Consider the following 25,785-nt stretch of genomic DNA (forward strand, 5'->3'; position numbering starts at 1 on the left):
CGCAGCGGCGCTGAACCCTGTTGGGGCCTCGCCGCCTTGAAGCCTCCGGCGGGCGGGCCAGGTCAACGAACCCCGGTCCCGGACCGCGAGCGCGTCACCGCCCGCCTGTTGCTCCGCCAGCCCTCGCGCCACGTCGTTTTAGTGTTCCAGGCCCGACCGGCTCCAGAGACGCGAGGTTTGGTCCCGAGAGACCGCCGACGAAGCTTCCCGCTCGATCGCCCCCCGCCGCCGCATCGGTCGCTGGCCATGCGCCCTTTCCCTGCGACGAGGTGAAGTCAGGATAAGGGCGGTCTGGAGGGGTGAGGATAAGTTAGGTCGAGAAAATTCAGGGCGTTGAAATCGCTGGGGTTCGCCTCCGATGCCCCGAGGATAAGCACCCTGCCGGGGACATGCCCTTGCGGCGTGTCCCCGACCGCCGGCTCCGTGCGAGACCTGGGGACACGCCGCAAGGGCGCGTCCCCGCGCCGTGCTCCATCCTCAGTGCAGCTTCAGCCGTCCCGCCACCCGCTGCTGCAGCAGCCGCGCCAGGGCCAGGACGATGGTCTTGGGCGTGCCCATGATCGCCCGGTGGTGGTCAAGATGCAGCGAGATATAGGCCCACTTGGCGATCAGGCCTTCGACGAAGAAGTTCGGCCCGCCCAGGCCGCCCATCAGGGCGCCGACGCCCTTGTTCTCGCCCAGCGACAGCAGCGAGCCGAAGTCGCGATAGACGAACGGCGCCTCCACGCGGCGCTGGCCCATCCGGGCGATCAGGGCCTTGGCCAGGTAGCTGGCCTGCTGGTGGGCGGCCTGGGCGCGGGCCGGGATGATCCGCCCCTCCTTGCCTTCGGTGCCGACCCAGGGCGCGGCGGCGCAGTCGCCCAAGGCCCAGACGTCCGGGGCCGAGGTCTCCAGCCGCTCGTTGACCACGAACTGGTTGGTCCGGTTGATCTCCAGCCCGTAACCGGCGTTGGCGGGGGCGGCCTTGACCCCGGCGGCCCAGACGATCAGATCGGCGGGAATGTCGCCCTGGCTGGTCTCCAGGCGGTCAGGATGGACGGCGACCACCTTGGCCCCGGTGTGGACCCGCACGCCCTTGCGCTCCAGGGCCACGGTGGCCTGGTCGGAGATCTTCTCGGGCAGGCCGCCCAGGATGCGCGGGGCCGCCTCGACGATGGCGATGTCCAGGCGGAAGCGTTGCTCGGCGCCCAGGCTGTCCAGCAGTTCGCGATGGGCCTCGATCAACTCGGCCGACAGCTCCACGCCGGTGGCCCCGCCGCCGACGATGGCCACGCTCATGGTCTTCTCGGTCGAGAACGAGGCCTTCATGAAGGCGGCCAGCAGGCGGGTGTGGAAGGCCTCGGCGTCCTCGGTGCGCTCCAGCAGGTGGGCCTGATCGGCGCCGGGCGTACCGAACAGGTTGCTGCCGCTGCCGATCGCCAGCACGCCCCAGCTGAAGGTCACCCCGCGCTCGGGGACCAGCACCTTGCCGCCCTCGGCCAGGATGGGCTTGAGGCTCAGGCGCTTGGCGACGGGATCGAAGCTGTCCAGTTCGCCCAGCAGGAAGCTGAAATGGTTGGCGCGGCCCAGGATCGAATAGGACAGCCCCTCCTGGTGAGTGTCCAGCGTGCCGGCCGCCACCTCGTGCAGGGTCGGCTTCCAGATGTGGAAGCTGGAGCGGTCGATCAGCAGCACCCGTTCCTTGCCGGCCTTGGGGCCCAGCTTGCGCCCCAGCCGCGCCGCCAGCTCCAGCCCGCCGGCCCCGCCGCCGACGATGACGATGTCGTAGTGCATGCCCGCCATCCCGAAATTCCTCAGATGGTGAATATATAGGGGTGAAAGCGGGCCGTGTCAGGCCAGGTTGAGCTGCCAGGACACGCCGAACCGGTCGTTGACCCAGGCGAAGCGCCGGCTGAAGCCGTAGTCGCCCGGCGGCATCAGCTCGGCCCCGCCGTCGGCAAGGGCGGCGGCGAGCCGCGCGATCTCGTCCTCGGACCCGCAGTCGACGAACAGGGACGAGGCGGGCGTGAAGTCGAAGGCGTGCTTGACGAAGCTGTCGGAGCAGAAGACCTCCTGGCCGCCGATCCGGAAGCGGGCGCGGATCACCGTGCCTTCGGGGCCGGGGCCGCCAGGGCCGTAGCGCTCGACATCAAGGACTTCGCCGTCGGGGAAGAGCGAGACGTAGAAGGTCATCGCCGCTTCGGCGTCCCGCGCCTGAAACATCAGGAACGGCCGTATGGTCTGGCTCACCGTCGTTCTCCCGGAACGCTGTTCCGCGTAGAATGACGGTGAGTTGTCTCGGACCGCAAGCCTTATGGTACCGGTAACTCTTGGTTACCTACAGCTAAGGCCTACGGGATCGGGTTGGCTTCCAGGCGCTTGTCCAGATAGTCGCCGACGCTTCTCTCGACCGACGGCAGGTGCTCGGCCCAGAAGTGGGTGGCCTTGTCGACGACCTCGTAGTCGATGACGATGCCCTTCTGGGTGCGCAGCTTGCTGACCACGCGCTCGACCTCGACCGGCGGCACGACGGTGTCGGCCGCGCCGGTCAGGATCAGGCCCGAGGCCGGGCAGGGGGCCAGGAAGCTGAAGTCGTACATGTTGGTCGGCGGCGACACCGAGATGAAGCCGTCGGTCTCGGGACGGCGCATCAGAAGCTGCATGCCGATATAGGCGCCGAAGCTGTAGCCGGCGACCCAGGTCTGGGCGGCGGCGGGGTTGTTGGACTGCAGCCAGTCCAGGGCCGTGGCCGCGTCGGCCAGCTCGCCGATGCCGCTGTCGAACTCGCCCTGGCTGCGGCCCACGCCGCGGAAGTTGAAGCGCAGGGTCGCGAAGCCGCGCTTCATGAACAGGTGGTACAACTGCACCGACACCGGGTGGTTCATGTGGCCGCCGGCCTTGGGGTGCGGGTGCAGGATCAGCGCGATCGGGGCGTTGTCGGTCTTGCCCGGCGAATAGCGGCCTTCGATGCGGCCCGAAGCTCCGGTCAAAATCACGTCAGGCATTCAAGGTCCCTATCCAAAACGGGGCGACGGGGCCGTCTCCTTGCGCCCTGACGAGCGAAGGAATACTTGACCACTGCGCTTGGTCTTCCTAAATCCGCACCGCGCGCCTTGGTCTTTCGCAAGAGCCTCGGCGCGAAGTCGCGGCTTGTAGCACACGCCTAAGCCGATGCGCGGGGAATCCGCAAGGAGATAAGGCGCATGCGCCTGAGCACCAAGGGACGCTACGCGGTGATGGCCATGACCGACCTGGCCCGCCGCCAGGATCAGGCCGAGGGCCGCGCCGTGGCCCTGGCCGAGATCGCCGCCCGCCAGCAGATCTCGCTGTCCTACCTCGAGCAGCTGTTCGCCCGACTGCGCCGCAAGGGCCTGGTGGTCAGCGCCCGGGGGCCCGGCGGCGGCTATCGCCTGGCCCGCGAGGCCCGCGACACCGCCATCGCCGACATAGTCCTGGCCGTGGACGAGCCGCTGCGCGCCACCCGCTGCGGCGTTGCGAAAGGCAAGGCCGGCGCCAAGGGCTGCATGGCCGGCGGCGCCCAGTGCCTGACCCACGACCTGTGGGAAGAAATGGGCCGCCAGATCCATGGCTACCTGGCCAGCGTCTCGATCGCCGACGTGCTGGACGGCAAGCTGAAGGCGCGGGGCCAGAAGGACCGCGCGCCGGAAAAGGCAAGCGACCAAAAGGCAAAGGAGATGGCGGCGGCGTGAGCAAGCCCTCGATCTATCTCGACTACAACGCCACCGCCCCGGTCCGCCCCGAGGCGCGGGACGCGGTGCTGCGCGCCTTCGAGACCGCCGGCAATCCCTCGTCGGTGCACGCCAGCGGCCGGGCCGCCCGCGACATCGTCGAGACCGCCCGCGCCCAGGTCGCGGCCCTGGTCGGGGTCGTGGCCGGCTCGGTCACCTTCGTCAGCGGCGGCACCGAGGCCAACGCCCTGGCCATCGGCAGCGCCGCCTTCGCCGGCTTCAACCGCATCATCGTCAGCGAGGGCGAGCACGACGCCGTGCTGGAGACCGCCGCCGCCTCGGGCCTGCAGGTGCTGAAAATGCCGCTGGACGCCGACGGCGTCGCGCGGCTGGACTGGCTGGAGGAGGCGCTCAGCGACGAGAGCCGGGCCCTGGTCTGCCTGATGCTGGCCAATAACGAGACCGGCGTGGTCCAGCCGGTGGCCCAGGCCGCCGCCCTGGTCCGCGCCGCCGACGGCTGGCTGCATGTCGACGCCGTCCAGGCGGCCGGCAAGGTCGCCATCGACTTCACCGCCCTGGGCGCCGACACCATGGCGCTGTCGGCCCACAAGCTGGGCGGACCGCAGGGCGTCGGCGCCCTGGTGGCCGGCACGCGCGCCACGATCGTCCGCCAGCAGCACGGCGGCGGCCAGGAGCGCGGCCGCCGGGCCGGCACCGAGAACGTCGCCGGGATCGCCGGCTTCGGCGCGGCCGTGGAAGCGGCGGCTCGTGACTTGCCCGCGATGGCCAATCAGGGCACATGGCGCGACGCCTTGGCCGAACGGGTCAAGGCCGCTGGCGCGGTCGTGCTCGGGGAGGGTGCTGCTCGCCTTCCGCAAACCCTGTGTTTGGCGGCCGAGGGCTTCGCCTCGCAGATCCAGGTGATGAGCCTGGATCTGGCGGGCGTGATGGTCAGCGCCGGCAGCGCCTGCTCGTCGGGCAAGGTCAAGGCCAGCCGCGTGGTGGAGGCCATGGGCCGGGCCGACCTGGCCCCGTTCGCCCTGCGCGTCAGCGGCGGTTGGGCCTCGACGGAGCAAGACTGGATTTCCTGCGGCGACGCCTGGCTCGCCGCCTATTCGCGTATCGGCGCCCGGCGCCGGGAGGTGGCGTAGTGGCCGCGGTCAAAGAGACCATCGAAACCGTCGCGTCGCTCGAGAAGTACGAGCACGGCTTCACGACCGATATCGAGCAGGAGTTCGCCCCCAAGGGACTCTCCGAGGACATCGTGCGCTTCATCTCGGCCAAGAAGGACGAGCCGCAGTGGATGCTGGACTGGCGGCTGGACGCCTACCGTCGCTGGCTTGAGCTGGAAGAGCCGACCTGGGCCAAGGTCGACTTCCCCAAGATCGACTATCAGGACAGCTATTATTACGCCGCGCCCTCCACCAAGGCCGGCCCCAAGAGCCTGGACGAGGTGGATCCCGAGATCCTGGCCGTCTACGAGAAGCTGGGCATTCCGCTGAAGGAGCAGGCCGTGCTGGCCGGCGTCGAGGGCGCGCCGCGCTACGCGGTGGACGCGGTGTTCGACAGCGTCAGCGTGGTGACCACCTTCAAGAAGGAGTTGGCGGCGGTCGGGGTGATCTTCTGCTCGATGAGCGAGGCGATCCGCGAGCATCCGGAGCTGGTGCGCCAATACCTGGGCAGCGTCGTGCCGACCTCGGACAACTATTTCGCCTGCCTCAACAGCGCGGTCTTTTCCGACGGCTCGTTCGTCTACATCCCGCCGGGCGTGCGCTGCCCGATGGAGCTGTCGACCTATTTCCGCATCAACGCCAAGGACAGCGGCCAGTTCGAGCGCACCCTGATCATCGCCGACAAGGGCGCCTATTGCTCGTACCTGGAGGGCTGCACGGCCCCGATGCGCGACGAGAACCAGCTGCACGCGGCCGTGGTCGAGCTGGTGCTGCTGGACGACGCCGAGATCAAGTATTCCACCGTCCAGAACTGGTATCCGGGCGATCCGGAAACCGGCAAGGGCGGCATCTACAACTTCGTCACCAAGCGCGCCGACTGCCGCGGCGACCGCTCGAAGGTGTCGTGGACCCAGGTCGAGACCGGCTCGGCCATCACCTGGAAGTATCCGTCGTGCGTGCTGCGCGGCGAGGGCTCGTCGGGCGAGTTCTACTCGATCGCCGTGACCAACGGCCACCAGCAGGCCGACACCGGCACCAAGATGATCCACCTGGGCGCCAACACCCGCTCGCGGATCGTCGCCAAGGGCATCAGCGCCGGCAAGTCGACCAGCACCTATCGCGGCCTGGTCTCGGCCCACCCCAAGGCCAAGGGCGCGCGCAACTTCACCCAGTGCGACAGCCTGCTGATCGGCAAGACCTGCGCGGCCCACACCGTGCCCTATATCGAGGCCCGCAACGGCCATTCGGTGTTCGAGCACGAGGCCACCACCACCCGCCTGTCGGACGACCAGCTGTTCTACTGCCAGCAGCGCGGGCTTTCCCAGGAAGAGGCCGTGGCCCTGCTGGTCAACGGCTTCGTCAAGGACGTGCTGCAGCAACTGCCCATGGAATTCGCCGTCGAGGCCCAGAAGCTGGTGGCGATCTCGCTGGAAGGCAGCGTGGGGTGACCTTGCCAGCCTTCATCCTCCTCTCCGCGCCCTCATCCTCGGACTTGTTCCGAGGCCCCCTCGCGCCGTCGGCGCTGGGGGCGACGCCTGGTGCGTTGGAGGCGGACACAGGGATCCTCGGAACAAGTCCGAGGATGACGGTCGAGGGGGGCGCATGAGCACCATCACCCTTTATCGCCCCGTTGGCACGGAAGAGCTGAAGCTGATCGAGGCGGCGGGCTGGACGGCTTTTCCGCCGCGCCTGCCAGAACAGCCGATCTTCTATCCGGTGACCAACCAGGCCTACGCCGCCCAGATCGCCCGCGACTGGAACGCCGTGCACAACGACGACAAGCGTGGCTATGTCACGCGTTTCGACGTCTCGGCCGACTTCCTGGCGGCCTTCGACAAGAAGGTCGTCGGCGGTCGCGAGCACGAGGAATACTGGATCCCGGCCGAGGATTTTCCGCTGTTCAACGCCGCCATCGAAGGTCAGATCGAGGTCGTGGCAACGTTTGAAGGGGGCGCGAGATGACGCCAGTCCGCTTCGGCCTGAACAACAAGGAATACAAGTACGCCCGTCAGCTGGCCTTCCATGCCGCGCACGGTGCTTGGATAAGCCCCTACGGCGACGACAGGGAGTTGGTCGACCGTAGCGCCAAGCTGCTGTCGGGCGGCAATGCCGACGCGGTCGCCGAGCGGGAGTTGCTGACCACGCTGCTCAAGCTCGCCGCCTACAGCCCCGAACACGAATGGGAAGCGCCGACCCTGACCGGCAAGCCGACCACGTTCGCTATCCAGACGCTCGAAAAGATCACGGCTTTCAATGCTTAATATCCAGAACCTCCATGCCAATGTCGGCGACAAACCCATCCTCAAGGGCGTCACGCTCGACGTGCCGGCCGGGCAGGTGCACGCCATCATGGGGCCGAACGGGGCGGGCAAGTCGACGCTGTCCTACGTGCTGAGCGGCCGGGGCGGCTATGAGGTCACGCAAGGCTCGGCCACGCTGAACGGCGATGACCTGCTGGCCCTGGAGCCCAACGAACGGGCCGCCAAGGGCGTGTTCCTGTCGTTCCAGTATCCGCTGGAGATCCCCGGTGTTCCGGCCCTGACCTTCATCCGCACCGCCCTCAACGCCCAGCGCCGGGCGCGCGGCGAGGACGAGATCGCCGCCCCGGCCTTCCTGAAGCTGGCCAAGGAGAAGGCCGCGGCGCTGAAGATCGACTTCGACATGCTCAAGCGCGGCCTGAACGTCGGCTTCTCGGGCGGCGAGAAGAAGCGGATGGAAATCCTGCAGATGGCGATGCTGTCGCCGAAGTTCCTGATCCTGGACGAGACGGACTCGGGCCTGGACATCGACGCCCTGAAGATCGTCTCCGAAGGCGTCAACGCCCTGCGCGCCCCCGATCGCGGCATGCTGGTCATCACCCACTACCAGCGCCTGCTGGACTACATCAAACCCGACCGTGTCCACGTGCTGGCCGCCGGCCGCATCGTCGCCTCGGGCGGCCCGGAGTTGGCGCTGCAGCTGGAGGCCGAGGGCTACGACAAGTACACGGTGGCGGCATGATGCGGCTGGCTCAAAGCCACGACCTCGTCCTTCGACAAGCTCAGGATGAGGTCGAATTTGGACGCGGCGCTTCATTCGAAATCCTCATCCTGAGCCTGTCGAAGGACGAGGATTTCGCGGAGCCGACCGCATGACCCTCGCCACCGCACTGAAGACCGGCGACCTGACCCAGCTGCCGTCGCGTCGCGACGAGGACTGGCGCTGGACCGACCTGCGCGGCCTGATCCGCGCCGTGCCGCCGGCCTCGCCCGCCTTCGACGGCGAAGTCGCCAAGGGACCGTTCGACGGCCTGGCCGCCGACGAGATCTTGTTCGTCAACGGCCGCCAGCGCCACGCGGCCGCCAGCGGCGCCGGCGAGGTCGTGGCCCTGCGCTTCGTCTCGGTCAGCGATGGCGCGGCCCATGCCGCCGCCTACGCCATCGTCGTCGAGCCCGACACCACCCTGGTGCTGCTCGAAAGCCATGAAGGCCAAGCGGGCGGCTACTTCTCGGACGTCACCCTGGACATCGCGGTGGGCGAGGGCGCCCGCGTCGAACGGATCGTGCTGGTCGACGACCACGCCGAGGCCATCGACGTGGTCACCGCCGAGGTCGACCTAGCCCCCGGCGCGACCTTCAACCAGACCGTCCTGACCGCTGGCGCCCGGCGCCAGCGGATCGAGACCCGGGTCAACCACCCCGGCGCTCATGCCAGCGTCCGCCTCGACGGCGTCTATGTCCTCGAAAAGCAGCGCCACGCCGACCAGACCACGGTCGTCACCCACGGCGGCGTCGATGGGATCACCAGCCAGCTGACCAAGGGCGTCGTCGACGACCAGGCGCGCGGCGTGTTCCAGGGACGGATCGTCGTCCAGCCCGGCGCCGACCAGACCGACGCTCGCATGGGCCACCACGCGCTGATCCTGTCGGACAAGGCCGAGGTCGACGCCAAGCCCGAGCTGCTGATCTTCGCCGACGACGTCGCCTGCGCCCACGGCAACACGATCGGCGCCCTGGACGACGAGCAGATCTTCTACGCCCGCCAGCGCGGCATCCCCGAAGCGGAAGCCAAGGCCATGCTGACCCAGGCCTTCCTGGGCGAGGTGGTCGAGCGCATCGAGCACGAGGGCGCGCGCGAGATCGCCGCCGCCTGGGTCGCCGCCAAGCTGGGGAGGGGCGAATGAAGTTCGCCTCCGCTTTCCTTCTCCCCTTGCGGGAGAAGAACTGATGGCGTTCGATGTAGACCTCATCCGCGCCCAGTTCCCGATCCTGGCCCGCCAGGTGCACGGCAAGCCGCTGGTCTATCTGGACAGCGCCGCCAGCGCCCAGAAGCCGGAAGCGGTGCTGGAGGCGATGACCGGCCTGGCCCGCACCAGCTACGCCAACGTTCACCGCGGCCTGCACACCCTGGCCAACGAAACGACGCAGGCCTATGAAAACGCGCGCGAAACCGTCGCGAAGTTCATCAACGCCCAGCCATCGGAAATCGTCTGGACCAAGAGCGCCACCGAGGCGGTCAACCTGGTCGCCGACACCTTCGGACGGAGCCTGAAGGCTGGCGACGAGATCGTGATCTCCGAGATGGAGCACCACGCCAACATCGTGCCCTGGCACTTCCTGCGCGAGCGCTACGGCGTGGTGCTGAAGTTCACGCCCGTCACCGACGACGGCCGGCTGGACATGGAGGCCTACAAGGGTCTGCTCAGTGAGCGCACCCGGATAGTGGCGCTCAGCCACATGTCGAACGTGCTGGGCACCATCAACGACGCCTTCGAGATCGTCCGCCTGGCCCACGCGGCCGGCGCCCTGGTCCTGCTCGACGGTTGCCAGGCCATCGTCCATAGCAAGGTCGACGTGAAGGCCCTGGACGTCGATTTCTACGTGTTCAGCGGCCACAAGCTGTACGGCCCCACCGGCATCGGCGTGCTGTACGGCAAGGCCGAGCGCCTGGCCGCCTTGCCGCCGTACCAGGGCGGCGGGGAAATGATCGGTTCGGTGTCGATGGACAGGATCACCTACGCCGATCCGCCGCACCGGTTCGAGGCCGGCACCCCGGCGATCCTCGAGGCGGTCGGCCTGGGCGCGGCGATCGAATGGCTGAACGGCATCGACCGCGACGCGGCCCTGGCCCACGAGCACGCTCTCTATCAGCGGGTCGTCGACCAGCTGGATGGCGTCAACGGCGTGCGGATCCTGGGCACGGCCCCCGGCAAGGGCGCGGTGCTGAGCTTCGTCGTCGAGGGCGCCCACGCCCATGACGTGGCCCAGGTGCTGGACCGCTACGGCGTGGCCGTCCGGGCTGGCACCCACTGCGCCGAACCCCTGATGAAGCGATTTGGCGTCACGTCGAGCGCTCGCGCTTCCTTCGCCCTATATAACACCCTGGACGAGGCCGACGCGTTAGTGAGCGCGCTGGCCAAGGCCCGCAGTTTCTTCAGTTGAGCGACATGACCGAGCAACCCGCATCCGTGGCAACCCCGTCCGCGATCCCTCAAGCCGAGCTCGACAAGCTGACCGATCAGCTGATCGAGAAGCTGAAGACGGTGTTCGATCCGGAAATCCCGGTCGACATCTATGAGCTGGGCCTGATCTACAAGGTCGACGTCAGCGACGAGAAGGACGTGGCCATCGACATGACCCTGACCGCGCCCGGCTGCCCGGTGGCCGGGGAAATGCCGGGCTGGGTCCGCGACGCGGTCATGGAGCTGGAAGGCATCAAGTCGTGCCATGTCGACCTGGTGTTCGAGCCGCCGTGGGACCCCTCGCGGATGAGCGACGAGGCCAAGCTGCAACTGAACATGTTCTAGACTGGTTCGCCGATTTAATACCGCTCACCCCGGCGAATGCCGTGACGCAGATGGAATGGCTTTGAGGCTGACGCCAAGAGCTCTGAGCCCATCCAATCAGCGTCAGCGCTTTGGGATCTGGGTCCCGGCGTTCGCCGGGATGAGCGGATTGGAGTAGGATCGCGATATGGAAGCTACGATCACCCCTCGCGTCCGTCGCCCTCGTCCCAAGGTCGTCACCCTGACCCCGGCCGCCGCCGCGCGGGTCAAGGAGATCATGGACCGGAAGTCGGTCGAAGAGCCGGGCAAGCCCTATGCTGGCCTGCGGGTGGGCGTGAAGAACGGCGGCTGCGCGGGCTCGGAGTACATCTTCGAATACGCCGCCGAGAAGGGCCCGATCGACGAGGTGGTCGAGGACCAGGGCGTGACGATCCTGATCGACCCCAAGGCGGTGCTGTTCCTGATCGGCACCACGATCGACTACGAGACCACCAAGCTGTCGTCGAAGTTCGTGTTCAACAACCCCAACGAAACCGACGCCTGCGGCTGCGGCGAGAGCGTCACCATCCAGCCGGCGCCCGAGGCTCTGGACTGATGCTGACCAAGACCCCGTCCTGCGTGGAATGCGGCCTGGCCTGGGGCGCGCCGGCCTTCCGCCACGAGGACCATGCTCCGCTGTATTGGTCGGATACCGGCATCCTGTGCTCGACCGGCTGCGCCACGAAGCATTTCGACCAGCGCCGGGAGGATGGGACGTTCGTGCCTGTGCCGGCGGAGTGCCCGGTCGAGCTTTGAACCGCCGCCGGCTGCGTCAGCCGCGGAAGGCGGGCAGGGCCCGACGCGCATAGACCGCCACGCTGGCTACCGACAGAGCGGCGCTGGCCGCGATCGCCCACAGGCCGGCGCTTGTCGCGCCAACCGGCGCCAGAAGCAGCGACACGCCCAGGAAGTTCAAGGCGATCTTCGGATATTCGATCGCGGCCAGCTCGAAGTCGCCTCCCGGAAGCGCCTGCTGCAGGCCCGCGACCGCGAAGTTGCGGGCGATCAGGACCAGGGGTGCGACAATCCAGGCTCCGGCGAACGCGCCGGTCTCGATCAGGGCGCCCAGGCTCACCAGGGTCAGCAGCCGGTCGGCCAGCAGGTCGAGCATGGCGCCGAAAGCGGAGGTCTGGCCGAATCGCCGCGCCAGTTGGCCGTCGAGGATGTCGGTGGCTCCCGCCGTGAGAAACAGCGCCAGGGCCGTCCAGCCGTGTCCCGCCAGGATTACCGCCGCCAGGACCGGCAGCAGCAGGATACGCACAAGGGTGACGAGATTGGCGACCACGTCAGGCGGTTCAGGCGGTCTGCGGCGCGCCGGCCGCCACGTTCTTGCGGCCGTTCCACTCCACCAGCACCGACGGCTTGACCGGTTCGTTGCGCGCCTGGGCGATCAGCTGGTTGGTGCGAGTCTCGATGACCTCTTCCATCTGGGCCATGAACTGCGCCTTCGACAGGCCCTGGGGCAGGGGCGGCAGGAATTCGACCGTGGCGGTGCCGGCGGTTTTCTTCTTGTCCGTCTGCTTCCAGAAGCAGCCCAGGTTGGTCGCCACCGGCACCACTGGCAGGCCGAAGTCCCGGCTCATGTGGTAGACGCCGGTGCGGTAGCGGAACCGCTCGCCCGGCGCGGCCAGGTGGCCCTCCGGATAGATCAGGATGCGGCGGCCTTCGGCGGCCACCTGGGCGGCGCTGGCCGATAGCGCCTTTCGGGCTTCGGGACCGCCGCAGCTGTCGACCACGATGGCCCCGAACTTGCGCAGGATCTGGCCGACCAGCGGGAACTTCTCCAGGTGGTCGCCGGTCACGAAGCTGAGGTTGTCGACATTGGCGAACATTACGAAGCCGTCGCCCCAGCTGTGGTGCTTGGCGGCGATGATGAAGGCGCCCTTAGGCAGGTTCTCCTGGCCCTTCAGCTCGATCTTCACCCCGGCGAACACCCGCAGCGCCCAGATCATCCGCTGGCTGTAGAGCCGCAGGGCGAAGGCTATCGGCTTGCGGCCCGGGAGCAGGGCCGAGAGGGCGGCCGACAGGCCGTAGAAGATCGACAGAACCCAGTAGTAGACGTTGAACAGCGCGCTGCGCATGGGCCGGTGTTCCTGTTAGCGGGCGGAAAGCACGGCCTGGACGGCCGCGGTCATCAGGGGGGCGTGGGCCGAGAGGGCGTCTTCGCCCAACCGGCCATAGGCCTTGTTCTGGGCGGTCTGGGTGATCACGCCGATGGCCATGGCGGCGATCACGCGCGGGTCGCCCGGCGGCAGCTCGGCCTCCATCATCGCCCGCTTGACCAGGCCCTCGACCATGGTCACCGGGTCACGGCCGTCCTCCTGGTAGTAGGGCAGGAAGTGGTGCAACTGCAGCAGGTGGAAGGAAAACAGCAGCCAATCCTCGTCGGCCACGGTGCAATAGGCGCGGACCACGGCGGCGGCCTTGGCCTGGACGCCCTTGGCCATGTCGGCGTTGACCGTGATCAGGTCCGACAGTCGGCGGTGGGTGGCCATGAACAGGCCCAGGGCCAGTTCGTCCTTGCTCTTCCAGTGGCGATAGATCGCGCCCTCTGACACCCCGGCCTTGGCGGCGATCAGCTTGGTGGTGGCCGCGTCGACGCCGCGGTCGACGAAGACCTGCAGGGCGGCGCGTTCGATCCTGGGCTTGGCGTTCATGGCGGAACTCTAGCATGGGTCCGGCTTGATGCAAGTGATTACTCACATCGCGCGTTCCGGCGTTGACCCCAACGCAGACGGCGGCCTAAGCCGGGCCATGATCCAGTCGGTCCTGATCTATTCCATGGGCGAGGTGATCGGCGACGGCCTGATCAAGCTGCCCTTCATCGCGGGCCTGCGCGCCGCCTTTCCGCAGGCGCGGATCACCTGGTGCGCGGCCAAGGGGCAGACGGTCTACGCCGGGCCGCTGAAGGCCGTGGTCGCCGGCTATATCGACGAGATCCTGACCGAGGGCCCGACCGGCGACGCACCCCTGGACGTTCTGCCGTGGGTCAGGCCGTTCGGCGGACGGACCTTCGACCTGGTGATCGACACCCAGGAGAACGCCCGCCGCAGCCTGGTCGCCCGCCGAGCCGCCAAGGGGCGTTTCGTCTCGGCCGCGGCTCAGGCTCGCAAGCCCGACTGGCCAGTCGCCGTGGCCGAGCGCCTGGCCCGGCTGCTGGCCCTGGCCACCGACGGGGCTGGCGCGCCGCGTCCGCTGACCCTGACCGACCCCGACGCCGCCAACGCCGCCCGCGCGCTGCTGCCTACCGCCCACTATGGCGGCCCGGTCTATGTCGGCCTGGCGCCCGGGGCCGGCGGGCAGGACAAGCGCTGGCCGCTGGAGCGCTACCTGGACCTGGCCCGGCGCATCGAGGCCTCCGGCCGCAAGGCGGTGTTCTTCTTCGGCCCCGACGAGGCGGTCGACGCCCGGGCGGCGCGCGACGTGGTCCCCGAGGCCCTGTTCCCGGAGGCGGACCGCACCGACGGCTTCACCGGCGTGAAGGGGCCGCTGCTGGCCATCGCCCTGGCCGGCCGCCTGACCGCCGCGGTCGCCAACGACGCTGGCCCCGGCCACATGCTGGCGGCCGGCGGCGCACCCTTGCTGTCGCTGCAGAAGGACCGCCGCAAGGCCGTCAAGTTCCGCCCCGCCGCCGAACGCCTTGAGCTGCTGGTCGCGGAGGACTACGGACACGAAATGGCCGCCCTGCCGTTGGACGTGGTGGACGCGGCCCTGCAACGCCTGATCGCCGGAGTTTCCTGAAAATGCCCATCCTGGCGCCCGTCTCGGCCGGCGAGCTGATCGACAAGATCACCATCCTGCGGGTCAAGGCCCTGAGGATCGGCGATCCGGCCAAGGAGGCCAACGTCAAGGCCGAGCTGGCCCTGCTGGAGGAGACCGCAGCGCGCGAACTCCAGCATTCGCCGGAGCTGGAAGACCTGATCGCCCAGTTGACCGAGATCAACGCCGCCCTCTGGGACATCGAGGACGGCAAGCGCGACTGCGAGCGGCGCCAGGATTTCGGGCCGAAGTTCGTCGAGCTGGCCCGCCGGGTCTATATCGACAACGACCGCCGCGCCGCCGTGAAGCGCCAGATCAACCTGCTGGCGGGCTCGGACATCGTCGAGGAAAAAAGCTACAAGCCGTACCTGGCGGGGTAGGGAGAGCTCCCTTGCGTCCTTCGAGGCTCGCTGCGCGGGCGCCTCAGGATGAGGAGCGTTTTGGCTGTGAATTCCTCATCCTGAGGTGCGAGCCGCAGGCGAGCCTCGAAGGGCGCATGGCGCTCACCGCTCACCCCCGCTTGCCGACTGTCTCCTCGACCCGCTCCTCGAAGTCGCCGAGATTGCCGAACAGGTTCTCGATCGCGAACACCAGGCCGAACACCCGGGCCGCGTCGTCGAAGGCCAGGGCCCGCGTGCCGCCGCCCGCCCGCAGGGTCTCCACGGCGGCCTGGAAGGCCTGGTGGGCCTCGGCGAAGGCCAGGCGGTCCGGGCGCGGGCCGCCCGACAGCAGGGCCGCGCAGGCCCGCAGGAAGGTCGCGCTGGCGTTCAGCATCGCCGCCGAAGGCAGGGCCAGGCCGGGCGAGGGGAAGGCCTCGCGCAGCGCCCGGCCGATCATCACGCAGTCGTTGCGCAGCCTCCACAGCGTGCGGGGCAGGGCGTCGGTGACCGAATGGTCGCTCAGCCGGCTGGCGCTCTCGCGTTCGGCCTCGGTCATGGCGGTCTGCAGCTTGGACAGCGCCTTGAGCGTGTCATCGTAGTGGTTGCGAGCCTCCAGGTCAGTCGCGCCGCCCTTCAGCTTCAGGGCGTAGTGCTCCAGCAGCTCGGCCAGTCGGCCGGCCACCGTTTCGGTGCTGTCGACCACCGTGGCGTGGGCTCGGGCCGGGAAGATCAGCAGGGTGGCGGCGATGCCGACCACGCTGCCGACCGTGATCTCGGCCACCCGCAGGAAGGCGGCGACCAGCGGGTCCATGTGGGTGGTCGTGCCGATCAGCATGATCACGGCGGTGACCGGCGCCACTTTGAAGGCCGGGCGGACGGCGGCCAGGAAGGCCAGCAGGGCGGCGGTGACGGCCAGGATCGGTCCGCCGGCCTCGGGCCAGCGGGCGTGCAGCATCGCCGCGCCGGCTCCGACGACGGCGCCGACGGCCGTGCCCATCAGCCGCTCGATCGAGGCGGTGATGGTGGCGCCGAGGCTGGACTGGACGATGATCACGGCGGTGAACACCGCCCAGTAGCCTTGGGGCAGGCGCAGCAGGGTGGCCAGGGCGTAGGCCGCCACGACCGCCGCCGACACCCGGACCGCGTGGCGCAGCTCGGTCTTGCGGGCGGCCGCCTGGGCCAGGGCGCTTCGGGAGAGCTCCAGCCCGACGAAGCGCCGCCAGTCGCTGGGCGCGGCCTCCGGCACCTAGGCCACCGCCTCGCGCAACATCTCCAGCGCGGTGCGCACCGCCGCCAGTTGCACGCCTTCGCGGGTTTCACCGTCGAACAGCTCGTGGCGATGGACGACCGAGCGGTTGGCGCGGGCGACGGCGAAATGCACCGTGCCGACCGGCTTCAGCGGCGAGCCGCCGCCGGGGCCCGCGACGCCGGTGATGGCCACGGCGACGTGCCCATTGCTGGCCTCCAGCGCCCCTTCGGCCATCCAGCGCGCCACCACCTCCGACACCGCCCCGTGGTCGGCGATCAGGTCGCCCGGCACGCCCAGCATCTCGGACTTGGCGCGATTGGTGTAGGTGACGAAGCCGCGCTCGAAGACGTCCGAGGCGCCCGAGATGTTGCAGATCGCCCCCGCCACCAGGCCGCCGGTGCAGCTTTCGGCGGTGACCAGCCGCAGGGACCGCTCCCGCGCCTCGTCGATCAGCAGGCGGGCCAGGGTCTGGATTTCGAGCGGGAACATGGGGGCCTCGCGAAATGCAACTATACAGCGTGCCGGGCGCATGGCCTTCTCATGCAACCGAGTCTCTGGAGCAGGTTACATGAAGATCCGTTTCGCGGCTGGCGCCGTGGTCGTTCTCGCCCTCGGATCCCCCGCCGTCGCCGGATCCGCACCGGTCGGGTTGGCCTGCCACGAAGTCTCCGATGGGATGAAGGCGTCCGTGTTGTCGTCAAGCTACCGGTCAGGCGACCTGCGGCTCGACAAGCAGCGCGGCGCGAGTTCCTGCATCACCTCCGCGGCGGGGATTTCCTGCCTGCTGAACGACCCTGGACGGATCGTCGTCGCGTCCGGTGGGACCGTGAAGCGCTACAAGATCCCACTCCTGGGCAAGGCCAGGATAACCGCGAAGGGCTCCGAGATCGCCTGCCAGATCGTGAAAGCCTAGCCGCCCATCAGATCGGCGTCTCGACCACGGCGATCGCCTGGGCGGCCAGGCCCTCGCCGCGGCCCGTGAAGCCCATGCCCTCGGTGGTGGTCGCCTTGACGCTGACCCGGTCGAGCGGCAGGTCCAGGATCTCCGCCAGGCGCTCGCGCATCGCTGCGCGGTGCGGCTTGATCTTCGGCCGCTCGCAGATCAGCGTCACGTCGACATTGACCAGGGTCCCGCCGCGCCGGCGCACCAGGTCGACCGCGTAGGCCAGGAACCGATCGGAGGACGCGCCCTTCCACTGCGGGTCGGTGGGCGGGAAGTGGTCGCCGATGTCGCCTTCGCCGATCGCGCCGAGAATGGCGTCGGTCAGGGCGTGCAGGCCGGCGTCGGCGTCGGAATGGCCGATCAGGGTTTCGGTGTGGGCGATCTCGACGCCGCACAGCCACACGGAGTCCCCAGGGCCCCAGCGGTGGGCGTCGAAGCCCTGGCCCATGCGGACGATCCGCGCGCGGCCCGCTAAGGTCTCGGCCATGGCGAAGTCCTCCGGATAGGTCAGTTTCATCAGCATCGGGTCGCCGGGCGTGACCACGACACGGCCGCCATGGCGCTCGACCACCTGGCCGTCGTCGGTCGGCTCGTCCGGACCTTCCCACGCAGCGTAGGCGGCCAGCAGGCGGTCGCGGCGGAACGCCTGGGGGGTCTGCGCCCGCCACAGGTCGTTTCGCGATTTTGTGACGACGCTGGAATCCAGCGCCCCGCTTTTCAGCGTATCGGCCACGGGCAAGGCTGGAATCGCGCCGTCGGCGTCGTCGAGGGCCTTGATCACCGCGTGAATTGTTGCGGCGCCGAGAAAGGGGCGGGCGGCGTCGTGGACCAGCACCGGCTCGTCGGGCGGACGGTCGGCGAGGGCGGTCAGGCCGGCCTGGACGGACAGAGCGCGAGTCGCGCCGCCCGGCGTTGTCGTCCAGCCGGAGAGGCCCTCCAAGGCCGCATCCAGCAGCGGCCGGGCCTGCGAATCCGCCACGATCACGAGCTTTTGCGCGCCGCCCGCCAGCAAGGCTTCCGCCGACCAGCGCAGCACGGCTTTCCCTGCCAGCGTACGCCATTGCTTGGCCTGGCCGGGCCCGGCCCGGGCGCCGGAGCCGGCGGCGACGATCACGGCGGAGAAGGTCATGGGGGCTGTTTAGCGGGCCAAATTGAGTTGTCCAGAGAAGGAGGCTTTACGGCGCCGCACAATATGCCTAAAAAGAGTGCGATGGGGATGCGTAGAAAATGAGCAACGGTCTCACAGTTGGCAAGGTCGAGGTGCCTGGGCGCGTATGGATCGCGCCGATGACGGGCGTTTCGGACCTGCCCTTCCGGGAAACGGCCAGCCGCCTGGGCGCCGCCTATGTGGCGACGGAAATGGTGGCCTGCGCCGAGTTCGCCCGCGGCCGCCCCGACGTGGTGCGCCGCGCCGCGGTGGGCGAGGGCCTGCCTCTGATGGTCGTCCAGCTGGTCGGTCGCGATCCGACCTTCATGGGACAGGGCGCGCGGATGGCCGCCGAGGCCGGGGCCCAGATCATCGACCTGAATTTCGGCTGCCCTTCCAAGATGGTCACCGGCGGCGTCGCCTCGGGCTCGGCCCTGATGCGCGAACCCGACCTGGCCGAGGCCCTGGTCGCCGCCGCCGTTCAGGCGGTGGACGTGCCCGTCACCGTCAAGATGCGCCTGGGCTGGGACGATGACAGCCGCAACGCCGCCGACATCGCCCGCCGCGCCGTCGACGCCGGCGCCCAGGCCATCACCGTCCACGGCCGCACCCGCTGCCAGTTCTACAAGGGCCAGGCCGACTGGGAAGCCGTGGCGGCGGTCAAGGCCGCGGTCGGCGTGCCGGTGCTGGTCAACGGCGACATCATTGATGGCGACACCGCCCGGGCGGCCTTGGACCAGTCCGGCGCCGACGGGGTGATGATCGGGCGCGGCGTCTATGGCCGTCCCTGGATCGCCCAGGCGATCGAGGCGACGCTGCGGGGCGAAGGCTTCCGCGAGCCGGACGCCAAGGAGCGCCTCGCCATCGCCGTCACCCATTTCCGCCGCAGCCTGGACTTCTACGGCCAGGCGCTGGGCCTGAAGATGTTCCGCAAGCACCTGGCCTCCTACATCGACGCCGCGCCCTGGCCCGACAGCGAGGAGGCGCGGCGCGCCGCCCGCGCCGCCCTGTGCCGGCTGGAGGATCCCGCCGCGATCGAGGATGGCCTGGCCGCCCTGTGGCTGGCCGACCGGAGGCTGGCCGCATGAGCGATCACGCCCGCGCCCCCTCGGCCCAGGTCGCCGACAGCCTCAAGATCGCCGCCTTCGATCTCAGCCCCGAGCCGGCCCTGGTGGTCGACCGCGACGGCGCGCTGGTGGCGGTCAACGAGGCGGCCGAGGCCCTGTTCGGCCAGGGCCTGTCGCTGCTGGCCCGCGGCCGGTTCCGCGCCGCCCTGCCGCCGGGCTCGGTGCTAGTCTCGATGATGGACCGCGCCCTGTTCGAAGGGGCCCTGGTCCGCGAGCACGGGGTCGAGGTCAACCTGTTCGGCCAGCCGCCGTTCGAGGCCGACGGCGCCGCCGCGCCCCTGGGCGACGGCTCGGTGCTGATGACCCTGCACGTCAAGGGCGTGCTGGGCGTCGAGCGGGCCTCGGACGCCGCGGGCCTGCGCTCGGTGGTGGGCCTGGGCCGCATGCTGGCCCACGAGATCAAGAACCCGCTGGCCGGGATCCGCGGCGCGGCCCAACTGCTGAAGACCGGCGCCAGCGCCGCCGATCAGCCCCTGGCCCAACTGATCGTCGACGAGACCGATCGCATCCGCCGGCTGGTCGACCGCATGGAGGCCTTTTCCGACGAGGTCCCCGGCCCGCGCGAAGCGGTTAACATCCACCAGGTGCTGGACCGGGTCCGGGCCCTGGTGGTCAACGGCGTGGCCGACGGCCTGGCGCTGCAGGAACACTACGACCCTTCGCTGCCGGACGTCTGGGGCGACGAGGACCACCTGATCCAGGTGTTCCTGAACCTGGTCAAGAACGCCGCCGAGGCCGCCCACATGCGCGGCGACGGCCAGGGCATCCTGTCGATCCACACCGCCTGGCGTCCGGGCGTGCGGGTGCGCGGCGCCGACGGCAAGGCCACGGCGGGCGCGCCGATCGAGATCCGCGTGCAGGACAACGGCCCGGGCGTGCCGCCCAGCCTGCGCGACCACCTGTTCCAGCCGTTCGTCACCACCAAGGCCAACGGCACGGGCCTCGGCCTTGCCCTGGTCACCAAGCTGGTGACCAGCCACGGCGGCCTGATCGACTTCGACTCCGAACCTGGCCGCACGGTCTTCCGCGTGCTGCTGCCGATGGCCACCGGAAAGCTTGCCCCCTCCACTGGAGACGCCCACGCATGAACGCCGCCAGCAAGAAGATCCTGATCGCCGACGACGACAGCTCGGTGCGTCTGGTGCTCAGCCAGGCCTTCACCCGGCTGGGGTACCAGGTCCGCGCGACCGGCAACGCCACGACCCTGCTGAAATGGGTGACGGACGGCGAGGGCGACCTGATCGTCACCGACGTGATGATGCCCGACGAGAACGTCTTCGACGTGCTGCCGCGCATCCGCAAGGAGCGGCCCAAGCTGCCGATCATCGTGATGAGCGCCCAGAACACCCTGCTGACGGCGGTCAACGCCGCCGACGCCGGGGCGTTCGAGTACGTCTCCAAGCCGTTCGACCTGGACGACGTCACCGCCGCCGCGCGACGGGCCCTGTCGCGGCCGGCCGACGCCGAGGCGTCCAAGGCCCAGGCTCGGGCCATGCGCGACGAGCGCCTGCCGCTGATCGGCCGCTCGGCCCCGATGCAGGAGGTCTATCGCACGATCGCCCGCCTGGTCGGCGCCGACCTGACGGTGCTGATCCTCGGCGAAAGCGGCACCGGCAAGGAGCTGGTGGCCCGCGCCCTGCACGAGTTGGGTCGCCGCCGCGACGGCAAGTTCGTGGTCATCAACCTGGCCGCCGTGCCGCGCGAACGCGTCGAGACCGAGCTGTTCGGGCGCGGGGAGGGCGACATGGGCCGCCTGATCGAGGCCGACGGCGGCACGCTGTTCCTGGACGAGATCGGCGACATGCCGCTGGACGCCCAGACGCGCCTGCTGCGGGTGATCGACGGCACCGAGCCGGTGCTCAATCCCAAGACCGGCCGCCGGCCGAACGTGAGGATCATCGCCGCCACCAACCGCGACCTGCGCGGCCTGATCCAGCAGGGGCTGTTCCGCGAGGACCTGTTCTTCCGCCTCAATGTCGCGCCGGTGCGCCTGCCGCCGCTGCGCGACCGCACCGAGGACATCCCGGATCTGGCCCGCACCTTCCTGCTGCGCGCCAACCGCGAAGGCCTGCCGGCCAAGACCATCGATTCCAGCGCCCTGGACCGGATGAAGACCCACGCCTGGCCGGGCAATGTGCGCGAGTTGGAGAACCTGATCCGGCGGATGTGCGCCCTCTATGCCGAGGAGCTGATCACCGCCCGGATCGTCGATCGCGAGCTGCAGGACCACACCCCCGCCGCCCACGCCGACGAAGGGCCGGTCACCCTGGCCAGCCTGGTCGAGCGCCACCTGTCGTCGCACTTCGCCGACCAGCCCGACGGCGTGCCGGCGGCCGGCCTCTACGACCGGGTGCTGCAGGAGGTCGAGCGGCCGCTGATCCAGCTGACCCTGTCGGCCACCCGCGGCAACCAGGTGCGGGCGGCCGAGATCCTGGGACTCAACCGCAACACCCTGCGCAAGAAGATCCAGGACCTGGGCGTGGAGATGACCCGCGGCCGGCGCTGACCGCGGTCCAGAACCCTAAACGGGTGGTCATCCGCGGGCGATCCACGTCTGCTGACGCTTAATTGGCACATACCTGTTGAGTTTAGGGCACAGCCCCCCTTAAACTTAGTCAATGGCGTCCGTTCCATCCGTCCTGGAGCTTGAAGGACCGCCGACCCGCTTCAGCCGGGCCTGGTGGCGCGAGCTGCTGCGGTCGCGTTTCACGCTGGGGGGCGCCTACGGCCTGGCCATCGCCCTGACGGCCACGGCGGTGTTCCTGGCCTCGTCGCCGCCCGCCACCGGACCGATCGGTCCGGCCACCACGGTCATCCTCGTGGTTCTCGGCTTCAACCTGGCCCTGATTCTCTGCATTGCGGGCATCGTCGGCTGGCGGCTGCTGGATCTGGTGGACGCCCGGGCCAGCGACGCCGGCGCGCGCCTGCACCTGCGGTTCGTGGGCCTGTTCTCGGTGGCCGCCGTGGCGCCCGCCGTGATCGTGGCTCTGTTCTTCGGCGTGCTGGTCAACCGCGGCGTCGACGCCTGGTTCAGCGAGCGCGTGCGCACCGTGGTCGAGAACTCGGCGACCGTGGCCCGTTCCTATGTCAGCGAGCAGACGGATTACATCAGCCAGCACGTCGGGCCGATGGCCAGCACCCTGAACCAGGCGGCCCCGACCTTGGCCGACTCCCCGGTGGCTTTCGGGCACTTTCTCAGGGGCCTGGCCGACGACAACGGCTTCTCGGCCGCCTATGTGCTGGACCGCGACGGTCGCATTCTGGCGCGCGCCGAGTCCGACAGGGCCCCGCCATTCCTGGCGCCGCCGCCATCCAGCTTCAAATGGACCGACACCGGCGAGATCCCTACCCAGCGCTTCGTCGAGGAAGACCTGTTCCGGGCGCTCTACCGCCTCAAGGCCTTCCCCGACGCCTATCTCTACGTGGCCCGGCCGATCGACAAGGGCATCCTGGCCCACCTGATCGAATCCGAGGAATCGCTGATCTCGTATCGCGAGGCGGCCAAGAACCAGGACCGGATCCAGGTGATCTTCGGCCTCAGCTACATCGAGACCGCGCTGCTGGTGCTGGTCGCGGCCGTCTGGGTGGGCATCGCCGCCGCCAATTCGATCGCCGCCCCCGTCTCCGGCCTGGTGCAGGCGGCGGGCCGGGTGTCGGCCGGCGACCTGGACGCCCGGGTCGATGTCGAGGCCGGCCCCGAGGAGATCCGCGCCCTGTCGGTGGCGTTCAACATGATGACCACCGACCTGCAGGCCCAGCAGGCCGCCCTGCGGGTGGCCAGCCTCGACGCCGAGTCGCGCCGCCAGTTCATCGAAACCGTGCTGTCGGGCGTCAGCGCCGGCGTGGTGGGCCTGGACGCCGCGGGGCGGATCACCGCCCTGAACCGCCGGGCCGGCGATCTGCTGGCCCTGGACGAGAGCGCCGTGGGTCAGCCGCTGGTCGAGGTCGCGCCCGAACTGGAGACCGTGATCCAGGAGATCAGCGGCGGCCGCCCCAACGCCGAGGTCGAGATCGACGTGATGCGCGGCGGGGAAACCCGGCGGTTGCGGTTCCGCGGCGCCGGCCAGGCCGCCGAGACCCTGGTGCTGACCTTCGACGACATCACCCGCCTGATGGCCGCCCAGCGCAACGCCGCCTGGAAAGACGTGGCGCGGCGCATCGCTCACGAGATCAAGAACCCGCTGACCCCGATCCAGCTGTCGGCCGAACGGATCCGCCGCAAGTATCGCAAGGACATCACCGGCGATCTGGACACCTTCGACCGCTGCACCGAGACCATCATCCGCCAGGTCGGCGACATCGGCCGGATGGTCGACGAGTTCTCGGCCTTCGCCCGGATGCCGGCCCCGCGCTTCGCCCCAGCCGACCTGACCGAGATGCTGCGCCAGGCGGTGTTCGCCCAGCGCTTCGTCGACGCGGAAACCGAGGTGACGCTCGAGGAGCCCGGCGACGACGTCTGGGTCAGCTGCGACGCCCGGATGGTGGGCCAAGCCCTGACCAACATCCTCAAGAACGCCGGCGAGGCGGTCAGCGCGCGCCGCCACGTCTCGCCGGAGCCGCCGGGCCGTATCGCCGCCAGCCTGGTCTCGGACGACGAACACCTGTGCCTGGTGGTCGAGGACAATGGCGTGGGCCTGCCCGCCAAGGACCGTGACCGGCTGACCGAACCCTATGTCACGACCCGCGAGAAGGGAACCGGCCTTGGGCTGGCGATCGTCAAGCGGATCATGGAGGACCACGAAGGCGAACTGGTCCTGACCGACGCGCTGAACGGAACCGGCGCCCGGGTCATCCTGAAGTTCCCCACGACCGCGCGGCTCGCCGCCGCCAACGCCCAGAACGGCGTAGAGGAGATGATATGAGCGCTGACGTGCTTGTGGTCGACGACGAGGTCGACATCCGCGAACTGGTGGCCGGCATCCTGGAGGATGAAGGCTACGCGGTGCGGGTGGCGGCCGATTCCGACCAGGCGCTGGCGGCCTTGCGGGCCCGCAAGCCCGCGCTGCTGGTGCTGGACATCTGGATGCAGGGCGGGGGCATGGACGGGCTGGAGCTGCTCGACATGGTCAAGGCCCTGGATCCCGACCTGCCGGTGATCATGATCTCGGGCCACGGCAACATCGAGACCGCCGTCAGCGCCATCAAGCGCGGGGCCTACGAGTTCCTGGAAAAGCCGTTCAAGTCCGATCGCCTGCTGTTGGTGGTCGAGCGGGCCCTGGAAGCGGCCAACCTCAAGCGCGAGAACCGCCGCCTGCGGGTGCAGAGCTTCAGCTCCGACGGCCTGATGGGCAAGTCGGCGGCGGCCCAGGCCCTGCGACAGCTGATCGCCAAGGTCGCCCCGGCCAACAGCCGGGTGCTGGTCTCCGGTCCGCCCGGCTCGGGCAAGGAACTGGTGGCCCGGCTGATCCACGGTTCCAGCAGCCGCTCGCGCAACGAGTTCGTGGCCGTCAGCGCCGCGGGGATGGCGCCCGAGCGGCTGGACGTCGAGCTGTTCGGCGAGGAAGGCGAGGGCGGTCGTCCGCGCAAGATCGGCGTGTTCGAACGCGCCCACGGCGGCACGCTCTATCTGGACGAAGTGGCCGACATGCCGCGCGAGACCCAGAGCCGCATCCTGCGGGTCCTGGTCGAGCAGCGCTTCCGCCGGGTGGGCGGCGACAACGACGTCCAGGTCGACGTGCGGGTGATCTCGTCGACATCGCGCGAGCTGCGCGAGGAGATCGCCGCCGGCCGGTTCCGCGAGGACCTGTTCCATCGCCTGAACGTGGTGCCGGTCCGCGTGCCGGGCCTGTCCGAACGCCGCGAGGACATCCCTGAACTGATCAGCTACTTCGTAGACCGGATTTGCGAGGCCACCGGCCTGCAGCGGCGTCGGCTGGGCGAGGACGCCCTGGCCACGCTGCAGGTGCAGGCCTGGCCCGGCAACGTCCGCCAGCTGCGCAACAACGTCGAGCGGATGCTGATCCTGGCCTCGGGCGAGCCGGGCGACCTGATCACCGCCGAGATGCTGAACGCCAACGAACAGCCGTCCGGCGGCAATGCGGGGGCGATCGGGGCCGAGCGGATCATCGCCCTGCCGTTGCGCGAGGCCCGCGAGCTGTTCGAGCGCGAGTACCTCAACGCCCAGATCCTGCGGTTCGGCGGCAACATCTCGCGCACGGCCAACTTCATCGGCATGGAGCGCTCGGCCCTGCACCGGAAATTGAAATCCTTGGGCGTCGCGGGTGCAAGGGTCGAAGAGGAAGAGTAGGGCATGAGATGCGCCCGACTGTTGTTCCTCGTCGCGTCGGTCACACCGGCCTTGGCGAGTTGCGCTGAGCCGCCCTTACTGCAAGGCGTTTCATCGGACGCCTTGTGGTTGCCACCCTGTGAGCGCCCGGGTTTTGAGCCCGGCATCGACTTCCCGCCAGGCCAGCTAGACGATAGATTGGCTGCGCGCCATCCGGCTGGCTCAAGCGCCTCGGCGCTTGCGAAAGATCTTCGGCGGCAGGGCTTTAGGCTGCACACATCCTGCGGGACGGAGGCCTCCGTGCGCTGGGC

Annotated in this window: 28 protein-coding genes and 1 pseudogene; 19 read left to right on the plus strand and 10 right to left on the minus strand. The window is 69.3% G+C overall.

Going from position 1 to position 25,785, the window contains the following annotated elements:
• Positions 1-477: 477 nt before the first annotated feature.
• The 3 genes from G3M57_RS12840 to G3M57_RS12850 form a co-directional block, all read right to left on the minus strand.
• Positions 478-1,773 carry an NAD(P)/FAD-dependent oxidoreductase gene (locus G3M57_RS12840; protein WP_163230950.1) on the minus strand — a complete coding sequence of 432 codons (1,296 nt, stop codon included), beginning with the start codon at positions 1,771-1,773 and terminating at the stop codon, positions 478-480.
• Positions 1,774-1,830: 57 nt separating this feature from the next.
• The gene (locus G3M57_RS12845) at positions 1,831-2,229 is read right to left on the minus strand and encodes a VOC family protein (RefSeq protein ID WP_163230952.1); all 399 of its coding nucleotides are present in this window, start codon (positions 2,227-2,229) and stop codon (positions 1,831-1,833) included.
• 101 nt (positions 2,230-2,330) lie between these two features.
• The gene (locus tag G3M57_RS12850) at positions 2,331-2,984 is read right to left on the minus strand and encodes an alpha/beta hydrolase (RefSeq protein ID WP_028039771.1); all 654 of its coding nucleotides are present in this window, start codon (positions 2,982-2,984) and stop codon (positions 2,331-2,333) included.
• Positions 2,985-3,182: 198 nt separating this feature from the next.
• Here G3M57_RS12850 and G3M57_RS12855 point away from each other — a divergent pair, with 198 nt between their 5' ends.
• From G3M57_RS12855 to sufC, 6 genes are all read left to right on the plus strand, one after another.
• A complete protein-coding gene (locus G3M57_RS12855) occupies positions 3,183-3,689 on the plus strand; it encodes an Rrf2 family transcriptional regulator (protein ID WP_056750868.1) in 507 nt (168 codons plus the stop codon).
• Positions 3,686-4,819 (plus strand): cysteine desulfurase family protein, encoded by a 1,134-nt coding sequence (locus G3M57_RS12860; protein ID WP_163230954.1) that lies wholly within the window; start codon positions 3,686-3,688, stop codon positions 4,817-4,819. Before G3M57_RS12855 ends, G3M57_RS12860 begins: the two co-directional genes overlap by 4 nt.
• Positions 4,819-6,288: a Fe-S cluster assembly protein SufB gene (sufB, locus tag G3M57_RS12865; protein ID WP_056750861.1), complete on the plus strand. Its 1,470-nt coding sequence runs from the start codon at positions 4,819-4,821 to the stop codon at positions 6,286-6,288. Before G3M57_RS12860 ends, sufB begins: the two co-directional genes overlap by 1 nt.
• Positions 6,289-6,442: 154 nt before the next feature.
• The gene (locus G3M57_RS12870) at positions 6,443-6,802 is read left to right on the plus strand and encodes a hypothetical protein (protein ID WP_163230956.1); all 360 of its coding nucleotides are present in this window, start codon (positions 6,443-6,445) and stop codon (positions 6,800-6,802) included.
• Complete coding sequence (locus G3M57_RS12875) at positions 6,799-7,101, plus strand: hypothetical protein (protein ID WP_163230958.1); 303 nt, start codon at positions 6,799-6,801, stop codon at positions 7,099-7,101. Before G3M57_RS12870 ends, G3M57_RS12875 begins: the two co-directional genes overlap by 4 nt.
• Positions 7,094-7,840 (plus strand): Fe-S cluster assembly ATPase SufC, encoded by a 747-nt coding sequence (sufC, locus tag G3M57_RS12880; RefSeq protein WP_163230960.1) that lies wholly within the window; start codon positions 7,094-7,096, stop codon positions 7,838-7,840. Before G3M57_RS12875 ends, sufC begins: the two co-directional genes overlap by 8 nt.
• An 18-nt stretch (positions 7,841-7,858) precedes the next feature.
• Here the strand turns inward: sufC and G3M57_RS27465 are convergent.
• Positions 7,859-7,989 (minus strand): annotated as a pseudogene (locus G3M57_RS27465) (hypothetical protein); the annotation flags it as partial.
• Between G3M57_RS27465 and sufD the strand changes: the two are divergent.
• From sufD to G3M57_RS12905, 5 genes are all read left to right on the plus strand, one after another.
• Positions 7,971-9,002 (plus strand): Fe-S cluster assembly protein SufD, encoded by a 1,032-nt coding sequence (sufD, locus tag G3M57_RS12885; protein ID WP_163230962.1) that lies wholly within the window; start codon positions 7,971-7,973, stop codon positions 9,000-9,002. The pseudogene G3M57_RS27465 and the gene sufD overlap by 19 nt on opposite strands.
• Before the next feature lie 43 nt (positions 9,003-9,045).
• The gene (locus tag G3M57_RS12890; protein ID WP_163230964.1) at positions 9,046-10,260 is read left to right on the plus strand and encodes an aminotransferase class V-fold PLP-dependent enzyme; all 1,215 of its coding nucleotides are present in this window, start codon (positions 9,046-9,048) and stop codon (positions 10,258-10,260) included.
• A gap of 5 nt (positions 10,261-10,265) precedes the next feature.
• Complete coding sequence (locus tag G3M57_RS12895) at positions 10,266-10,625, plus strand: SUF system Fe-S cluster assembly protein (RefSeq protein WP_056750843.1); 360 nt, start codon at positions 10,266-10,268, stop codon at positions 10,623-10,625.
• A gap of 166 nt (positions 10,626-10,791) precedes the next feature.
• Positions 10,792-11,199, plus strand: coding sequence for a HesB/IscA family protein (locus tag G3M57_RS12900; RefSeq protein WP_163230966.1), 408 nt, complete (start codon positions 10,792-10,794; stop codon positions 11,197-11,199).
• Positions 11,199-11,399: a hypothetical protein gene (locus tag G3M57_RS12905; protein WP_163230968.1), complete on the plus strand. Its 201-nt coding sequence runs from the start codon at positions 11,199-11,201 to the stop codon at positions 11,397-11,399. The genes G3M57_RS12900 and G3M57_RS12905 overlap by 1 nt, the downstream gene beginning before the upstream one ends.
• Before the next feature lie 16 nt (positions 11,400-11,415).
• Here G3M57_RS12905 and G3M57_RS12910 read toward each other — a convergent pair whose 3' ends face one another.
• Genes G3M57_RS12910 through G3M57_RS12920 form a run of 3 tightly spaced genes read right to left on the minus strand, consistent with a single transcriptional unit; the run spans position 11,416 to position 13,300 of the window.
• Complete coding sequence (locus tag G3M57_RS12910; protein WP_163230969.1) at positions 11,416-11,928, minus strand: CDP-alcohol phosphatidyltransferase family protein; 513 nt, start codon at positions 11,926-11,928, stop codon at positions 11,416-11,418.
• 10 nt (positions 11,929-11,938) lie between these two features.
• Entirely contained in the window at positions 11,939-12,724 is a 786-nt protein-coding gene (locus G3M57_RS12915; RefSeq protein ID WP_163230971.1) for a lysophospholipid acyltransferase family protein, read from the minus strand.
• A gap of 15 nt (positions 12,725-12,739) precedes the next feature.
• A complete protein-coding gene (locus tag G3M57_RS12920) occupies positions 12,740-13,300 on the minus strand; it encodes a TetR/AcrR family transcriptional regulator (RefSeq protein WP_163230973.1) in 561 nt (186 codons plus the stop codon).
• A gap of 97 nt (positions 13,301-13,397) precedes the next feature.
• On the opposite strand from G3M57_RS12920, the gene G3M57_RS12925 reads away from it, so the two are divergent.
• On the plus strand, positions 13,398-14,384 hold the full coding sequence (locus tag G3M57_RS12925) for a glycosyltransferase family 9 protein (RefSeq protein WP_163230975.1): 987 nt from the start codon (positions 13,398-13,400) through the stop codon (positions 14,382-14,384).
• A 2-nt stretch (positions 14,385-14,386) separates the two neighbouring features.
• Positions 14,387-14,782 (plus strand): DUF6165 family protein, encoded by a 396-nt coding sequence (locus G3M57_RS12930; RefSeq protein WP_056750820.1) that lies wholly within the window; start codon positions 14,387-14,389, stop codon positions 14,780-14,782.
• Between the two features lie 130 nt (positions 14,783-14,912).
• Here the strand turns inward: G3M57_RS12930 and G3M57_RS12935 are convergent, their stop codons facing one another.
• Positions 14,913-16,028: an FUSC family protein gene (locus G3M57_RS12935; protein ID WP_163230977.1), complete on the minus strand. Its 1,116-nt coding sequence runs from the start codon at positions 16,026-16,028 to the stop codon at positions 14,913-14,915.
• On the minus strand, positions 16,029-16,520 hold the full coding sequence (locus tag G3M57_RS12940; protein WP_056750814.1) for a CinA family protein: 492 nt from the start codon (positions 16,518-16,520) through the stop codon (positions 16,029-16,031).
• Between the two features lie 79 nt (positions 16,521-16,599).
• Between G3M57_RS12940 and G3M57_RS12945 the strand changes: the two genes are divergently transcribed.
• On the plus strand, positions 16,600-16,944 hold the full coding sequence (locus tag G3M57_RS12945; protein ID WP_163230979.1) for a hypothetical protein: 345 nt from the start codon (positions 16,600-16,602) through the stop codon (positions 16,942-16,944).
• A 7-nt stretch (positions 16,945-16,951) separates the two neighbouring features.
• Here G3M57_RS12945 and G3M57_RS12950 read toward each other — a convergent pair whose 3' ends face one another.
• Entirely contained in the window at positions 16,952-18,103 is a 1,152-nt protein-coding gene (locus G3M57_RS12950; protein WP_163230981.1) for a bifunctional 2-C-methyl-D-erythritol 4-phosphate cytidylyltransferase/2-C-methyl-D-erythritol 2,4-cyclodiphosphate synthase, read from the minus strand.
• Between the two features lie 98 nt (positions 18,104-18,201).
• Between G3M57_RS12950 and dusB the strand changes: the two genes are divergently transcribed.
• The 5 genes from dusB (at position 18,202) to ntrX (ending at position 25,495) form a co-directional block, all read left to right on the plus strand.
• The gene (gene dusB, locus G3M57_RS12955; RefSeq protein ID WP_163230983.1) at positions 18,202-19,209 is read left to right on the plus strand and encodes a tRNA dihydrouridine synthase DusB; all 1,008 of its coding nucleotides are present in this window, start codon (positions 18,202-18,204) and stop codon (positions 19,207-19,209) included.
• The gene (locus G3M57_RS12960) at positions 19,206-20,336 is read left to right on the plus strand and encodes a two-component system sensor histidine kinase NtrB (RefSeq protein ID WP_056750802.1); all 1,131 of its coding nucleotides are present in this window, start codon (positions 19,206-19,208) and stop codon (positions 20,334-20,336) included. Before dusB ends, G3M57_RS12960 begins: the two co-directional genes overlap by 4 nt.
• Positions 20,333-21,754 (plus strand): sigma 54-interacting transcriptional regulator, encoded by a 1,422-nt coding sequence (locus tag G3M57_RS12965; RefSeq protein WP_056750799.1) that lies wholly within the window; start codon positions 20,333-20,335, stop codon positions 21,752-21,754. The genes G3M57_RS12960 and G3M57_RS12965 overlap by 4 nt, the downstream gene beginning before the upstream one ends.
• Before the next feature lie 112 nt (positions 21,755-21,866).
• Positions 21,867-24,110 carry a sensor histidine kinase NtrY-like gene (locus G3M57_RS12970; protein ID WP_056750796.1) on the plus strand — a complete coding sequence of 748 codons (2,244 nt, stop codon included), beginning with the start codon at positions 21,867-21,869 and terminating at the stop codon, positions 24,108-24,110.
• Positions 24,107-25,495, plus strand: coding sequence for a nitrogen assimilation response regulator NtrX (gene ntrX / locus G3M57_RS12975; RefSeq protein ID WP_056750793.1), 1,389 nt, complete (start codon positions 24,107-24,109; stop codon positions 25,493-25,495). The genes G3M57_RS12970 and ntrX overlap by 4 nt, the downstream gene beginning before the upstream one ends.
• The last annotated feature ends 290 nt before the right edge of the window (positions 25,496-25,785 follow it).

Origin of the sequence: Caulobacter rhizosphaerae, from assembly GCF_010977555.1 — a bacterium.
GTDB lineage: Bacteria > Pseudomonadota > Alphaproteobacteria > Caulobacterales > Caulobacteraceae > Caulobacter > Caulobacter rhizosphaerae.

Coding starts and splice junctions, on each gene's coding strand:
- G3M57_RS12840 (WP_163230950.1), bottom strand. CDS start 1,773: ATGCACTACGACATCGTCATCGTCGGCGGCGGGGCCGGCGGGCTGGAG.
- G3M57_RS12850 (WP_028039771.1), bottom strand. CDS start 2,984: ATGCCTGACGTGATTTTGACCGGAGCTTCGGGCCGCATCGAAGGCCGC.
- G3M57_RS12855 (WP_056750868.1), top strand. CDS start 3,183: ATGCGCCTGAGCACCAAGGGACGCTACGCGGTGATGGCCATGACCGAC.
- G3M57_RS12870 (WP_163230956.1), top strand. CDS start 6,443: ATGAGCACCATCACCCTTTATCGCCCCGTTGGCACGGAAGAGCTGAAG.
- G3M57_RS12875 (WP_163230958.1), top strand. CDS start 6,799: ATGACGCCAGTCCGCTTCGGCCTGAACAACAAGGAATACAAGTACGCC.
- sufC (WP_163230960.1), top strand. CDS start 7,094: ATGCTTAATATCCAGAACCTCCATGCCAATGTCGGCGACAAACCCATC.
- sufD (WP_163230962.1), top strand. CDS start 7,971: ATGACCCTCGCCACCGCACTGAAGACCGGCGACCTGACCCAGCTGCCG.
- G3M57_RS12890 (WP_163230964.1), top strand. CDS start 9,046: ATGGCGTTCGATGTAGACCTCATCCGCGCCCAGTTCCCGATCCTGGCC.
- G3M57_RS12895 (WP_056750843.1), top strand. CDS start 10,266: ATGACCGAGCAACCCGCATCCGTGGCAACCCCGTCCGCGATCCCTCAA.
- G3M57_RS12900 (WP_163230966.1), top strand. CDS start 10,792: ATGGAAGCTACGATCACCCCTCGCGTCCGTCGCCCTCGTCCCAAGGTC.
- G3M57_RS12905 (WP_163230968.1), top strand. CDS start 11,199: ATGCTGACCAAGACCCCGTCCTGCGTGGAATGCGGCCTGGCCTGGGGC.
- G3M57_RS12915 (WP_163230971.1), bottom strand. CDS start 12,724: ATGCGCAGCGCGCTGTTCAACGTCTACTACTGGGTTCTGTCGATCTTC.
- G3M57_RS12920 (WP_163230973.1), bottom strand. CDS start 13,300: ATGAACGCCAAGCCCAGGATCGAACGCGCCGCCCTGCAGGTCTTCGTC.
- G3M57_RS12925 (WP_163230975.1), top strand. CDS start 13,398: ATGATCCAGTCGGTCCTGATCTATTCCATGGGCGAGGTGATCGGCGAC.
- G3M57_RS12930 (WP_056750820.1), top strand. CDS start 14,387: ATGCCCATCCTGGCGCCCGTCTCGGCCGGCGAGCTGATCGACAAGATC.
- G3M57_RS12940 (WP_056750814.1), bottom strand. CDS start 16,520: ATGTTCCCGCTCGAAATCCAGACCCTGGCCCGCCTGCTGATCGACGAG.
- G3M57_RS12945 (WP_163230979.1), top strand. CDS start 16,600: ATGAAGATCCGTTTCGCGGCTGGCGCCGTGGTCGTTCTCGCCCTCGGA.
- G3M57_RS12950 (WP_163230981.1), bottom strand. CDS start 18,103: ATGACCTTCTCCGCCGTGATCGTCGCCGCCGGCTCCGGCGCCCGGGCC.
- dusB (WP_163230983.1), top strand. CDS start 18,202: ATGAGCAACGGTCTCACAGTTGGCAAGGTCGAGGTGCCTGGGCGCGTA.
- G3M57_RS12960 (WP_056750802.1), top strand. CDS start 19,206: ATGAGCGATCACGCCCGCGCCCCCTCGGCCCAGGTCGCCGACAGCCTC.
- G3M57_RS12965 (WP_056750799.1), top strand. CDS start 20,333: ATGAACGCCGCCAGCAAGAAGATCCTGATCGCCGACGACGACAGCTCG.
- G3M57_RS12970 (WP_056750796.1), top strand. CDS start 21,867: ATGGCGTCCGTTCCATCCGTCCTGGAGCTTGAAGGACCGCCGACCCGC.
- ntrX (WP_056750793.1), top strand. CDS start 24,107: ATGAGCGCTGACGTGCTTGTGGTCGACGACGAGGTCGACATCCGCGAA.